The 13,143-nt window shown below is 61.3% G+C and carries 14 protein-coding genes and 1 pseudogene; 5 read left to right on the top strand and 10 right to left on the bottom strand.

The window, feature by feature from the left end; all coding sequences use genetic code 11:
- Positions 1 to 32 precede the first annotated feature (32 nt).
- From RHE_RS23045 to RHE_RS23030, 4 genes are all read left to right on the top strand, one after another.
- Positions 33 to 1,313: an ABC transporter substrate-binding protein gene (locus RHE_RS23045; RefSeq protein ID WP_011427666.1), complete on the top strand. Its 1,281-nt coding sequence runs from the start codon at positions 33 to 35 to the stop codon at positions 1,311 to 1,313.
- Positions 1,314 to 1,375: 62 nt separating this feature from the next.
- Positions 1,376 to 2,254, top strand: a complete 879-nt coding sequence (locus tag RHE_RS23040) for a carbohydrate ABC transporter permease (RefSeq protein ID WP_011427665.1) — start codon at positions 1,376 to 1,378, stop codon at positions 2,252 to 2,254.
- Positions 2,251 to 3,078 (top strand): carbohydrate ABC transporter permease, encoded by an 828-nt coding sequence (locus RHE_RS23035; RefSeq protein WP_011427664.1) that lies wholly within the window; start codon positions 2,251 to 2,253, stop codon positions 3,076 to 3,078. Before RHE_RS23040 ends, RHE_RS23035 begins: the two co-directional genes overlap by 4 nt.
- Positions 3,079 to 3,082: 4 nt before the next feature.
- The gene (locus tag RHE_RS23030; protein ID WP_011427663.1) at positions 3,083 to 4,060 is read left to right on the top strand and encodes an ABC transporter ATP-binding protein; all 978 of its coding nucleotides are present in this window, start codon (positions 3,083 to 3,085) and stop codon (positions 4,058 to 4,060) included.
- 55 nt (positions 4,061 to 4,115) lie between these two features.
- Here the strand turns inward: RHE_RS23030 and RHE_RS23025 are convergent, their stop codons facing one another.
- Positions 4,116 to 4,466 carry a type II toxin-antitoxin system RelE/ParE family toxin gene (locus RHE_RS23025; RefSeq protein WP_011427662.1) on the bottom strand — a complete coding sequence of 117 codons (351 nt, stop codon included), beginning with the start codon at positions 4,464 to 4,466 and terminating at the stop codon, positions 4,116 to 4,118.
- Between the two features lie 5 nt (positions 4,467 to 4,471).
- Complete coding sequence (locus RHE_RS23020; RefSeq protein ID WP_011427661.1) at positions 4,472 to 4,723, bottom strand: ribbon-helix-helix domain-containing protein; 252 nt, start codon at positions 4,721 to 4,723, stop codon at positions 4,472 to 4,474.
- 130 nt (positions 4,724 to 4,853) lie between these two features.
- On the opposite strand from RHE_RS23020, the pseudogene RHE_RS34500 reads away from it, so the two are divergent.
- A pseudogene (locus RHE_RS34500) lies at positions 4,854 to 5,024 on the top strand (Rid family hydrolase); the annotation flags it as partial.
- 52 nt (positions 5,025 to 5,076) lie between these two features.
- Here the strand turns inward: RHE_RS34500 and RHE_RS23015 are convergent.
- The 8 genes from RHE_RS23015 to RHE_RS22980 all read right to left on the bottom strand — a co-directional run bounded on the left by RHE_RS23015 (position 5,077) and on the right by RHE_RS22980 (position 13,140).
- A complete protein-coding gene (locus RHE_RS23015; protein ID WP_042119783.1) occupies positions 5,077 to 5,877 on the bottom strand; it encodes a phosphate/phosphite/phosphonate ABC transporter substrate-binding protein in 801 nt (266 codons plus the stop codon).
- A gap of 81 nt (positions 5,878 to 5,958) precedes the next feature.
- On the bottom strand, positions 5,959 to 7,413 hold the full coding sequence (locus tag RHE_RS23010) for an NAD-dependent succinate-semialdehyde dehydrogenase (protein ID WP_011427659.1): 1,455 nt from the start codon (positions 7,411 to 7,413) through the stop codon (positions 5,959 to 5,961).
- Between the two features lie 10 nt (positions 7,414 to 7,423).
- Positions 7,424 to 8,503, bottom strand: coding sequence for an ABC transporter ATP-binding protein (locus RHE_RS23005; RefSeq protein WP_011427658.1), 1,080 nt, complete (start codon positions 8,501 to 8,503; stop codon positions 7,424 to 7,426).
- A complete protein-coding gene (locus tag RHE_RS23000) occupies positions 8,500 to 9,300 on the bottom strand; it encodes an ABC transporter permease (protein ID WP_011427657.1) in 801 nt (266 codons plus the stop codon). Before RHE_RS23000 ends, RHE_RS23005 begins: the two co-directional genes overlap by 4 nt.
- A gap of 1 nt (position 9,301) precedes the next feature.
- Complete coding sequence (locus RHE_RS22995; RefSeq protein ID WP_011427656.1) at positions 9,302 to 10,174, bottom strand: ABC transporter permease; 873 nt, start codon at positions 10,172 to 10,174, stop codon at positions 9,302 to 9,304.
- Positions 10,175 to 10,288: 114 nt separating this feature from the next.
- Positions 10,289 to 11,299 carry an ABC transporter substrate-binding protein gene (locus RHE_RS22990; RefSeq protein WP_011427655.1) on the bottom strand — a complete coding sequence of 337 codons (1,011 nt, stop codon included), beginning with the start codon at positions 11,297 to 11,299 and terminating at the stop codon, positions 10,289 to 10,291.
- 49 nt (positions 11,300 to 11,348) lie between these two features.
- Positions 11,349 to 11,672: an NIPSNAP family protein gene (locus RHE_RS22985; protein WP_011427654.1), complete on the bottom strand. Its 324-nt coding sequence runs from the start codon at positions 11,670 to 11,672 to the stop codon at positions 11,349 to 11,351.
- Between the two features lie 4 nt (positions 11,673 to 11,676).
- Positions 11,677 to 13,140, bottom strand: a complete 1,464-nt coding sequence (locus RHE_RS22980) for an aldehyde dehydrogenase (protein WP_011427653.1) — start codon at positions 13,138 to 13,140, stop codon at positions 11,677 to 11,679.
- Between the last annotated feature and the right edge of the window lie 3 nt (positions 13,141 to 13,143).

Here is a 13,143-nt window from a genome sequence, read left to right as displayed (position 1 = left end):
ATATAGGTCACACCGTTCAGAGGAGGAACGTCATGACACATCGGATAAAGCTCATTCTTGCCGGCGCATCCGCGCTTCTGGCCTTCAAGGCCAGCCCGTCGCATGCAGAAAGCACGCTGTCTTTCCTGATCGACAACAACCCCGACACGGTCGCGGCAGCCGAAGCACTCGTTGCGGCCTACCAGGCCAAGGTGCCCGACGTGACGATCGAAATCGAGCCGCGGGCAGGCGGCGGCGAGGGTGACAACATCATCAAGACGCGCCTGGCGACGGGGGAGATGTCCGATGTGTTCCTCTATAATTCTGGCTCTCTCTTACAGGCGCTGAAGCCGGCGCAGACACTTGTCGATCTGAGCGGTCTCGAGTCGCAGGTGAAGGTGGATGAAGGCTTCAAGTCGGTCGTCCGTGCCGATGGCAAGCTCTACGGCGTTCCCTTCGGCACGGCGATGGCGGGTGGCATCCTCTACAACAGGAAGATCTATCAGGACCTCGGCCTCACCGTTCCGAAGACGTGGGCGGATTTCATGGCCAACAATGCCAAGGTCAAGACTTCGGGCAAGGTCGCCGTGGCGCAGACCTATCGCGATACCTGGACATCGCAGCTGTTCGTTCTGGCCGACTATTACAATCTGCATGCCGTCGTGCCGAACTTCGCCGCCGACTATACCGCCAACAAGGCGAAATATGCGGAGACGCCCGCCGCCACAAAAGGCTTCGAACGGCTGAAGGATGTTCACGACGCCGGCCTGATGAACGAGGATTTCGGCGCGGCAAGCTATGACGACGGCCTCAGAATGGTGGCGACCGGCGAAGCGGCGCATTATCCGATGCTGAGCTTCGCCATCGGCGCGATAAAGCAGAATTATCCCGAGAACCTTGCAGATGTCGGTTTCTTCGCGCAGCCGAGCGACGATGCGCAGACGAACGGCCTGACCGTCTGGATGCCGCCCGCCCTCTATATTCCGCTGACCAGCCAGCACGCTGAGGAAGCGAAGAAATTCGTGGATTTCGCCGGAAGCGTCGAAGGCTGCAAGATCATGGTGGAAACCAACACCGTGCAGGGGCCTCCGCTGATCGACGGCTGCGATCTGCCTGCCGACGTGCCGCCTGCCGTAAAGGACATGCTCCCCTATTTCGAGGCCAAGGGAAAGACGACCCCGGCATTGGAATTCGTATCACCGGTGAAGGGCCCGGCTCTCGAGCAGATCACCGTCGAAGTCGGTTCCGGCATCCGCCAGCCCGCCGAGGCAGCGAAGCTCTATGACGAGGATGTGCGCAAACAGGCCAAGCAGCTCGGCCTGCCCAACTGGTAGCGGTCGTTCGGGCCAGCTAACCTCGCTCCTGACGGGGCGAGGTTTCCCCTGAAGAGGTAGTCATGACCGAGACACGCCCGCACCCGCGCAAATCGCCCTACCCGCTGTGGTTTTTCATTCCCGCCGCCATCATTTATGGCGTGCTGTTCCTTTTTCCGACCATATCGTCTCTCTGGTACAGCCTGACGCGTTGGGATCTCTCGACGGCGCAATTTATCGGGCTTGAAAATTTCCAGCAGTTCTTTTCCGAGCCATTCTTGGTCAAGGGGCTGGTCAACACCCTGATCTATGCCGTGACGACATCCGGCTTAAAGACGGTCTGCGGCCTGCTGCTCGCCGTGCTGCTGACCAGCAATATCTTCGCCCGGGGCTTCCTGCGCACGCTGGTCTTCTTTCCCGTGCTGGTCTCGACCATCGGCATCGGCATCACCTTCACGGTGATGATGCATCCGACCAAGGGCATCATCAATGTTACGCTCGAGACGCTTGGAATGCCTGGGCCGGGATGGCTGACCAATCCGGCGCTCGCGCTTTTTTCGGTGGCCCTGGTCGATGTCTGGAAGGGTGTCGGCCTCGCCACCCTGATTTTCATCGCCGGTCTTGCTGCGATCAGCCCCGATTATTACGAGGCGGCGAGGATCGACGGCGCCACGCGGCTCCAGCAATTCTTTCGGATCACCCTGCCGCTCGTGCGTCCCGCCACCGTCATCGTGGTGACCTTGTCGCTGATCGGCGGGCTCCGTTCTTTCGACCTGATCTGGGCCATGACCCGGGGCGGACCCGGTTTCTCCTCCGATGTGATCGCCTCGGTCATCTACAAACAGTACCAGGCTGGTTTTTATGGGCTGTCGACGGCCGGAAACGTCATTCTGTTCGCGCTGATTGCCGTAATCATCCTGCCCTTCACCCTGTGGTTCAACCGGCGCGAGGTCGAGGAATGAGAAGCGTCCGCCCCTATCTGACGGGCGCGATAGCCCTTGCCGTCGCGGCCGTCGTCTTCGTCATGCCTTTCGTTTTCGTCGCCCTGCAGGCGGTGAAATCCAAATCGGAGGCTTCCCGGCTCGATTTCGAACTTCCTGAGCATTGGCTGTTCTGGGACAATCTCGTCGCCGTCTTCAAGGCGCGCGACTATCAGCTCGTGCTTGCCTATTTCAATTCGACGCTGATCACGGTCGTTTCCGTCGCGATCCTGATCCTGCTGTCGGCGATGGTCGGATATGTGATGCAGCGCCGTAAGACGGCGTGGAACCGCGTGGCTTTCGCTGCGCTGTTCATGGGCCTGATGATGCCGCCGGCCGTTGTTCCCACCATCGGCCTTTTGCAGGACATCGGCCTCTTCAAGACCATGACCGGAATGATCCTGATCCAGGTCGCCTATAATCTCTCCTTTTCGGTCCTGCTCTATCGGTCGTTTATCTCGACCATCCCGCGCGACCTCGACGAGGCGGCGCTGATCGACGGCGCCAAGCCCAGGCAGATCTTCTTCCGGGTGGTCCTGCCGCTGCTGAAGCCGGTGACCGTGACCAATATCGTCGTCCAGTCGATCGCGATCTTCAACGACTTCACCAATCCGCTCTACTACCTGCCGGGCAAGGAGAACGTGACGGTGCAGCTGACGCTTTACAATTTCCAGAGCATGTATTCGAGCCAGTACAATCTGCTCTTCATGAACATCCTCCTCGTGACGATCCCGCCGCTGATCGTCTTCATCTTCTTCAATCGCCAGATCGTCGCAGGCATGACATCAGGCGGAGTCAAAGGGTAGCAGAATGGCTGAGCTCACTCTCAAACAGGTTCGCAAGAGCTTCGGCGCACTCGAAGTCATCAAAGGAGTCGATCTTGAGGTTGCCTCCGGCGAATTCGTCGTCTTCGTCGGCCCGTCGGGATGCGGGAAGTCGACGCTGCTGCGCATCATCGCTGGTCTGGAAGAGACGACCTCGGGTAGGCTGACCATCGGCGGCAAGGACGTGACCTATGCCGAACCTTCCGAGCGGGGCATCGCCATGGTGTTCCAGAGCTACGCGCTCTACCCGCATATGACGGTTGCCGAGAATATCGGCTTCGGGCTTTCGCTCGCCCGCCGCCCGAAGACCGAGATCGCCGAAAAGGTTGCGGCGGCGGCCGAAACGCTGCAGCTCACGCATCTGCTTCAGAGAAAACCGAAAGCGCTTTCCGGCGGCCAGAGGCAGCGCGTCGCCATCGGGCGCGCCATCGTGCGCGATCCCAAGGTCTTCCTGTTCGACGAGCCGCTCTCCAATCTCGATGCCTCGCTGAGGGCGCAGATGCGCCTGGAGATCTCGGAACTCCATGCCCGTCTGAACTCGACGATGATCTATGTCACCCACGACCAGGTCGAGGCGATGACGATGGCCGACAAGATCGTCGTTTTGAACGGTGGCGCCGTCGAGCAGATCGGCAGCCCGATGGAGCTCTACCGCAATCCCGCCACGCCCTTCGTCGCCGGCTTCATTGGCAGCCCGAAGATGAACCTCTATAGCGGCGAGACGGCACGGCGAATGAACTGCACGACATACGGCATCCGTCCAGAACATATCAGGCTTTCGGAAGGGCCGGGCCAGTGGCAAGGCAGAATCCGCCATGTGGAACGGCTCGGCGCCGATGCGATCCTTTATCTCGATGTCACCGACCTCGGCGAAATGGTCGTGCGCGCCGAAGGCGAAACGCCTTTTGCGCCTGGCATGGCGGTCTGGGCAGATCCGGTGGAGGGAGCGGAACACCGGTTCTGAGTCCGGTTAAAGCCCCTCCTCGAGGAGCAATCCCACCGACCGAAGATGCCGCTCCTCACGGTTGTTCGTTTGAGAGAGCCGCCAGATCCTCCTTGAGCCGGACCGGCAGATTCATCCGCTCGTGAAGCATGCTCATGACACCAAGATCGCCGTTCTTAAGCTCGCGAAAGAACACATAATGATGTTCGCAACGACCGAAATAGGCTGAACGCTTGATGTCTGCCGGAACCGCCAGACGTTGCGGAAGCTGTCGCCAGATCGACCGATCCTCGCACAGCCGCTGCAAATAGGCGTGCAGTCCGAGAATATAGGCATCCGCCTGCTTCTCACCCCACGCCTCAACCGTGTCGCGCCAAAGCTTGTCCTGCGCGTCGTCAGCGCGCGGATAAAATCGATAGGCCACCATCAGGCTTATCGACGCTTGTTACGGCGGATGACGTCTTCGGCCGTAACCGCGACGAATTCGCTGTCTTCGGCCCGCATCGCGGGCGCGATCTCTCTTTGCAGCATGTCCCAGGCTTCATTACGGGTCTGCAAGTCGCGGCGAATGAGCGCGCGAATATACTCGCTGGCGTTCTCATAAAGGCCGTCATCGCCAACCTGCTGCTGGATATGATCCTGCAACTGCCCACTGACCTTCACATGAATGCTACCCGATGCCACCGGCAACCCTTTCGTTTCGTCTTATGATGGGTGGCGTAGCACATATTGTCAATATTGATCACGCTTGCCCTCAAACACCCGATCCTCAGAATGGGGTCGGGGCGCAGCGGCGGCCCTGGCACCAAGACCACGTATCCTCAGCGCGACGACTTGGCTTGCAGATATGTCCCGCTTCGGAGAGATGAATGCGGTCTGGGACGCCTGGGTGCCATCGGGCCGTACGCCAGCGCGTCCCGCAGTCGAAGCAAGACTTGCGGCTCCGGAATTAGCCGTGGAAATCAGCATTATCGCAGCGGTCGGGGGCTCGCGCCAGACCAGAGGCCATTCGCCGGACTGTTACGCATCAGAACGGCTCAAGCTCTCAGCTGCGACAATGCATCGCCGGCAAATGAGATGAGCGGCTCGTAATCCGCTTCGGAGAGCAGCGCGATATCAACGAGTCCGAGCGTGGCGCGCGTGGCCGCCAAGGACGGCTCTCTGATGGCCGCATGCAACGCTCCTCGGAGGAGGAGGATTGTTTGGCTCGATGCGCCGCCTGATGAGATGAACGGCAGACCGGGCGCCTTGGGCGTTTCGGCGATGATCCGGATGCCCTCGACCTTGGCGGAATCGAAGCGGCGGATATTCTCGAGAGTGATACAATCGATGGCCGCGCTTTCCGCCCTGCCCTCGATAACGGCGGCAATGCTGCCGCCGTGGCTGCCTGTTTCGATGATCCGCTCAAACAAGCGGCCGTTGCGCGCAAGCGGAGCGACGGCGGCGCGAAAGAGATTGCGCCCGGATTTGCTGTTATGGCTGTTGATCGCAGCTGTCGTGCCGCGCAGATCCTCCAGCACGCGAAGGGACGAATTCTTCCGAACGATGATGAAGCTGCGCATCAGCGGCCCATCGCAGTCGGGATGGCTATAGACGGGCGTGGCCACCAGCCGCACCCGGCCGCGCAGGCTCGTGGCAAAAGGATAGCCGCATGTCTGCGACAGAAGCAGATCCGGCCTCAGCCAGGCTTCGTCATATGCAACCGACTGGTCGAGCGTTTCAGGCAACCCCATGAGGCCGGCATGCAGGAGGTAGCGCCGGAGAAACGACCAGAGTTCGGCCGTCGCCTCGGCGAGCGGCCGGGATGTCAGGTACATGGCAATGCTGACGAGAGGCATGCCGATCTTTGATTGCCCCTGCATAAGCGCTACAGCGTCTCGCCTGAAAGGCGGGTGGCGCTGGAACGCATATGTTGAGGATCAGGCAATGCCGCCCAGGCATACATATTTGAGCTCGGTATATTCGTCCAATCCGTGCCTGGAGCCTTCGCGGCCGAGACCCGACATCTTGACGCCGCCGAATGGCGCCTCCGCGGTGGAGACAAGACCGGTGTTGACCCCGACCATTCCATATTCGAGCGCTTCGGCCACGCGGAAGACCCGCGATAGATCGCGCGCGTAAAAATAGGAGGCAAGGCCGAACTCGGTGTCATTTGCCTGCTCGATGACGTCCTGCTCGTCGCGGAACCGGAAAAGCGGCGCAAGAGGTCCAAACGTTTCTTCACGCGCCACCTGCATGCCGGCGGCAACGTCACGCAGAATGGTCGGCTCGAAGAAATGGCCGCCAAGCGCGTGGCGCTTGCCTCCCGTTACGATCCCGGCACCCTTTGCCACGGCATCCTGAATATGGCTTTCGACCTTGGCAACCGCATTGTCGTCGATGAGCGGGCCAAGCACGACGTCACGCTCCAGACCGTTGCCGACCTTCAACTTTGAAACGGCCTCCGCGAGCTTGGCTGCAAATGCCTCGTAGACGCCGTCCTGGACATAAAGCCGGTTGGCGCAGACGCAGGTCTGACCGTTGTTGCGGAACTTGGCGATGATGGCGCCTTCGACAGCCGCGTCGAGATCGGCGTCGTCGAACACGATGAAGGGTGCATTGCCGCCGAGCTCGAGGCCGAGCTTCTTGATCGTCGGCGCACATTGCCGATAAAGCAGCTCGCCCGTCCGGGTGGAGCCGGTGAAGGTCAGGACCCGGACGTCGCGGCTGGCGGTCAGCGCCCCGCCGATTGCGGCTGCGTCACCTGTGACAATGTTGAGGAGCCCCGCCGGCAGGCCGGCGCGCTCAGCGAGGACGGCGATCGCGATGGCGGAGAACGGCGTCTGCAGCGCCGGCTTGAGAACGACGGCGCAGCCGGCGGCAAGCGCGGGGCCGATCTTGCGGGTGATCATCGCATTCGGAAAATTCCAGGGCGTGATCGCCGCCACCACGCCGGCCGGCTGGCGCAGCACGAGGATCCGCTTGTCCGGCTGATGTCCCGGTACGATCTCGCCGTTGATGCGTCGTGCCTCCTCGGCGAACCATTCGATGAAGCTCGCACCATAGGTGATTTCCCCCTTGGCTTCAGCAAGCGGTTTTCCCTGTTCTAGCGTCAGGATCATCGCCAAATCGTCGCGGTTTTCGATCATCAGGCGGTGCCATGTCTTGAGCACGGTTGCGCGCTCACCGGCGGTCTTCTTCGCCCAAAGCTTCTGAGCAACGACTGCGGCGGCGATGGCTTCTTCCGTTTCCGCCGCACCGAAATCAGGGACCGAACCCAGCACCTCCCCTGTCGCCGGATTGCGGACCATGGCCGACGCGCGACCTTCCGCTTCGATCCAGCGATCAGCGATGGGGCATGCCTGACGGAACAACGAGGGATCATTGAGTTTCATGGGACAACTTTCAACAGAATACGTGAGCGGCGCCGGGATCGAAATCGAGATGGACTATATCTCCACGGTTGAGACCGGCAATAGCCTCATGACCGAACGGCAAGCGAACGGAAAGCGCCTCGCCTGTCGCCGTCTCTGTGGAGACGTGGATGTTGTTGCCGAGAAAGGTAATGTCGCTGACGGTCGCGGCAAGACCTGCGCCTGCGGCTCTCGCGCGCGACAGCCGGATGCGCTCCGGCCTCAGCATCAGCGCCGCCCTTGCGCCGGACGCCCCTTTTCCATGCACCGGAATCTGATTGAAGATGGTTCCGCCGCCGAGCGCAATGGTGGCTTGTCCATCGGAGGACGACACCAAGTCGCATGAAATGAAGTCGCTGTCGCCGATGAATTCGGCAACGAAACGGGTCTTGGGATTGGCGTAGAGCTCCGGACCTGTTCCGATCTGATCGATGACGCCCTTGGAAAAGACGGCAATGCGGTCGGAGAGCCGCAGCGCCTCTTCCTGGTCGTGCGTGACGTAAAGGATCGTCACTTCGGTCTGCTGGTGGATGCGGCGGATTTCATGCTGGATTTCCTCGCGCAGCTTCTTGTCGAGCGCCGACAGCGGCTCGTCCATCAGAAGCACCGGCGGATCATAGGCAAGGGCTCTGGCAAGAGCGACACGCTGCTGCTGACCGCCTGACATCTGCGCCGGCTTGCGATCCTCGAAGCCTTCGAGCCGGACGAGGCGCAGCATCTCCTTCACCTTGCTGTCGATCTCGGCCTTCGCCTTGCGTCGGACCTTCAGCGGAAAGGCGATGTTTTCACCCACCGTCAGATGCGGAAACAGGGTGTAGCGCTGGAACACCATGCCGATATTGCGCTTGTGCGACGGCGTGACGAGCAGCGTCCTGCCCTCGAGGGTGATGTCGCCTTTGGTCGGGTTTTCAAAGCCGGCCAGGATGTAGAGCGTCGTGCTCTTGCCGGATCCGGAAGGGCCGAGGAAAGTCAGGAATTCACCGCGCCGGACATCGAGATTGACGTCGTGCACGGCAACCACAGGGCCGTATTCCTTACGTATTCCGCGGATCTGAAGGAATGGTTCGCTCATTGTTTCAGTACCTTACGCACGACGGCAACCAGCGCCATCAAGATGATCGTCAACAGGATGAGAAGGGTCGATGCTGCAGCGACAACGGGCGTCAGGTCCTGCCGCAGCGTCGCCCACACCTTTACCGGCAGCGTCTGCAGGGTCGGGCTGGACATGAAGATCGCCACCACCACCTCGTCCCAGGAGGTCAGGAACGAAAAGACAGCGGCCGAAAACAGCCCATGGCTGATCGCCGGAAGCGTGACCCTGATCTTCGCTTCCAAAGGCGAGGCGCCGCACAGCACGGCCGCATCCTCGATCGACTTGTCGAAGCCCTCCAGCGCACTGGATATGGAGAGGATCGAGAAGGGCAGCGCCAGCACGAGGTGCGAAATGACGAAGCCCGTCAGGGTGCCGCCAAGGCCGATCCTGAGAAAGAAGGCGTAGAGGGCAACCGCGAGAACCACGACCGGCAGGATCATCGGGGTCAGGAACAACGCTTTCAGCGCATCGCGGAACATGAACGAACCGCGCACCAGCCCGAAGGACGTCACCAGCCCGAGCAGCACCGACAGGATGGTGACGATGACCGCGATCTTGAAGCTCGTCAAAGCCGATTCCACCCAACGCGGATCGGCAAAAAGCTCGCTGTACCATTGAAGCGTCCAGCCAGGCGGCGGAAAGATCAGCCATTGCGAGGAGCCGAAGGACAGGGCCGCGATGAAGACGATCGGCAGCAGCAGAAAGGCTGCGGTCAGAAGCGTGATCGCCAGCAGGACATATTTCCACCAGCCGAGACGGTCGAAATTGAGCAACATATCAACGCCTTCCCGGATTCTGGTTGCCGAAGAAACGCAGCTGCACAGCATAAAGCGAGAGCGTCACCACCAGGAGCACCAGCGCCGCCGCGCCGCCCATTCCCCAGTTGACCAGCGACTGCACGAACTGCGCGATCAGTTCTGCCAGCATCATGTTGGCGGTGCCGCCAAGAAGCGAGGGCGTGACGAAATAGCCGAGCGACATCACGAAGACCATCAGGGCGCCGGCCGCCATGCCGGGCATGGCCAGCGGCAGCAGAACACGCGTCAGGCACTGCCAGCGGTTGGCGCCGCAAAGGGCGGCCGCCTGCAACGTCGACGGATCGATCTTCTTGATCACGCCGTAGAGCGGCAGGATGATGAAGGGCAGCATGATGTAGGTCATGCCGATCGTGACACCGGTCAGATTGTTGACGAGCGCCAGCGGCTGATCGATCAGACCCATTCCCATCAGCATCTTGTTGATGAGTCCGGTCCGTTGCAGCAGCACCATCCAGGCATAGGTGCGGGCCAGCAGGTTGGTCCACATCGACAGCAGCAGAATCGCAAAGATCACCGAGCTCAGCCGACCGGGCATGATCGCCAGCGCCCAGGCGACGGGAAATCCGATCGCCAGCGAAATCGCGGTGACGAAGCCTGAGACGATGAAAGTATTGGCGAAAATCTTGAGATAGGTGGCAGAGCCGATCAGCTGGGCATAATTTCCAAGGCCCGGAACGGGCTCCAGGACGCTGCGCAGCAGCAGTATCGCCACCGGCGCGACAAAGAAGATGCCCACAAAGGCAAGAGCCGGAACGACCCCGCCAAAACCTGTTGCCCTGCGTATCTTTGGCAGAGGCATGATTGCGCCGGAGGCGTCGCTATACGTCGACATGACAGTCCTTCCCACCCGTCAATTTCCGCGGGGCACGCGCCGAATGCAACCGATTGGCACCGGCGCCGTGGGGCACGGCGATCTTCGCCGTGCCTGTTCATCTCGAGTTTCAACTTATTTCGCCTGCCAGGCGTACCACTTCTCGCCGATGGCATCGCGGTTCTCTGCCCAATAATTCATATCGGCATTCACCTGGCTTGCCGTCTGCTGGTCCGGCAGGGTCTTGGCCGTCTCCGGGTCCATCAGCTTGGCCGAGTCAATATTGATGGGCGCATATCCCGTAGCCTTTGCAAGGGCAGCCTGCGGTTCGGCCGAGGTTGCCAGCGCGATGAACTTCATGGCAGCCTCGGCATTCGGCGCGCCCTTCGGCACGACGAGCGCATCGGCGGCGGTGATGTTCTGCTCCCAGGAGGTTTCCACCTTGATGCCGGTCGCCGCAAGCGCCGTCATACGGCCGTTCCAGACGCTGCCGAAAGGCGCTTCGGCGGAGGCCAGCAACTGCTGCGACTGGGCGCCGCCCGACCACCAGATAATATCGGATTTGATCGTATCGAGCTTCTTGAAGGCGCGGTCGAGATCGAGCGGATAAAGCTTGTCGGCAGGCACACCGTCGGCAAGCAGCGCCGCTTCGATCACGCCGGGAGCCGACCACTTGTAGAAGGTGCGCTTGCCGGGGAATTTCGCGGTGTCGAACAGGTCGGCCCACGTCTTCGGGCAGGCTTTGACGGCATCGGCATTGCAGCCGATGACGAAGGAATAATAGAAGCTGCCGACCGAATAATCGGTGACGAATCGCGGATCGAGCTTCGACTTGTCGATGACGGAAAAGTCGAGCTTCTCGAGCTGGCCGTTCTTGCCGGCCTGGGCGGCATAGTCGCCTTCGACGTCGACGACATCCCAGTTGACTTCGCCGGCCTCGACCATGGCCTTGAGCTTGCCGTAGTCGGTCGGGCCGTCCTGCACGACGGTGATGCCGGTCTTTTCGGTGAAGGGGCTCGCCCACGCCGCCTTCTGCGCATCCTGGGTCGTTCCGCCCCAGCTCGAGAAGACCATGCTGTCAGCGTGCGCCGGCGCGGAGACCGCCATAAATGCGGCAACCGCCGCGAAAGCAAATGTCGTTTTCATGTTCCCTTATCCCTGTTTTGGTTTGTCCTACGGGTTATGGCTTATGCCGTCAGCGCGCCTCGCTCCGGGGAGAGAAGCTTGCCGGCTTCATAATCTTGTTTTCCGCCACCTCGATCAGGTCGCGGATCTTGGGCAGGAAGGCCTGCCATCGCGGATCGGCCAGAAGCCGCTGGCGTCTCGCGTCGCGGTCGTCCAGGCTCGTAAAGGCCCAGATGTGGATGATCTCGTTGATCGTGCCGATCTCGGAGAAGAAGTAGCCGACCAGCGTGCCGAGATGGCTCTTCTGGATTTCGATCCCTTCTTCCTCGACGACCTTGAGATATTGCGGGATCGTGCCGTTCTTCAGCCGATAGGTGCGGACTTCGTAAAACATCGCGTCACCTCATCACGAAGGGATCGGGGATCGGATCGTCGGAGGTCCTCAGCCAGATCGTCTTGGTACGGGTATAATCGAGCGCCGCGGCCATGCCGCCTTCCCTGCCGTGGCCCGACAGGCCGAAGCCGCCGAAGGGCGCGATCGGCGATACGGCGCGGTAGGTGTTGACCCAGACGATCCCGGCGCGGATGGCCTTCATCAGCCGGTGCGCACGGGTGAGGTTCTGCGTGAAAATGCCGGAAGCCAGGCCGTAGCGGGTATCGTTGGCCAGCTTCAGCGCCTCGGCCTCGGTCTCGAAGGAGACGACGGAGAGGACCGGCCCGAAGAATTCCTCGATCAGCGAGGGCGAAGCGACATCGTCGCAATCGAGGATCGTCGGCGGGAAATAATAGCCTTCGCCGTCGATCTTGCGTCCCCCGGTGACGAGGCGGGCGCCGCTTTCGATCGATCTCTCGATAAGAACGCCGATATTGTCCTGCTGGCGCTTGGTGGCAAGCGGGCCGACTTCGGTCGCCATGTCGAGCGGCGCGCCGATCCGGATTGCTGCCGCCTTCTGCCGCAGCAGCGCGACGAACCTGTCCTTGACGCTGCGCTCGACGATCAGCCGCGAGCCGGCGACGCAGCTCTGTCCCGTCGCGGCGAAGATGCCGGCGACCTGGGCGTTGGCGGCGCTTTCGAGATCGGCGTCGGCAAAGACGATGAAGGGCGACTTGCCGCCGAGTTCAAGCGAGGTGGAAGCGAGGTTTTCGGCCGAGTTGCGCACGACGTGCCGGGCGGTTTCCGGGCCGCCGGTGAAGGCGACATGGGCGACCTTCGGGTGACGGCCGAGGGCCGCCCCGCAGGAGGGGCCGAACCCGGTGATGATGTTGACGACGCCGGCGGGAAAGCCTGCCTCATGCACGAGACGCGCAAATTCGAGAAGCGGCGCCGGCCCATCTTCCGAGGCCTTCACCACCATCGTGCAGCCGGCGGCGAGCGCCGGGCCGATCTTGACCGCTGACAGAAAGAGCTGGCTGTTCCATGGCACGACCATGGCGACGACGCCGATCGGCTCGCGGCGAAGCCAGACATCCATGTCAGGCTTGTCGATTGGCAGGTAGGAGCCTTCGATCTTATCTGATATGCCGGCATAATAGCGGTAATATTCCGCGACATAGGCGATCTGCGCCGATGTCTCGCGGATAATCTTGCCGGTGTCGCGGGTCTCGAGCTCGGCGAGCACCTGCGCGTTGGCGGCAACGAGATCGGCGAGCTTATAGAGCAGCTTGCCTCGCTGCGTGGCCGTCATCTTCGCCCAGGGACCCTCGTAGAGCGCCTTCTCGGCAGCATTCACGGCCCGGTCGACATCACCTTCGCGCGCTTCCGGCATCTCCGCCCAGGCTGCGCCGGTCGCCGGATCGATGCTCGGGTAGGAAGCTTCGCCATCCGAGAATTCGCCATCGATGTAATGCTGGAAACGCCGCATGGT

This window comes from Rhizobium etli CFN 42 (genome assembly GCF_000092045.1).
In the GTDB taxonomy this organism is placed as follows: Bacteria; Pseudomonadota; Alphaproteobacteria; order Rhizobiales; family Rhizobiaceae; genus Rhizobium; species Rhizobium etli.
The sequence above is the reverse complement of the archived record's forward strand: the minus strand, read 5'-3'. Positions and strand labels throughout refer to the sequence as shown.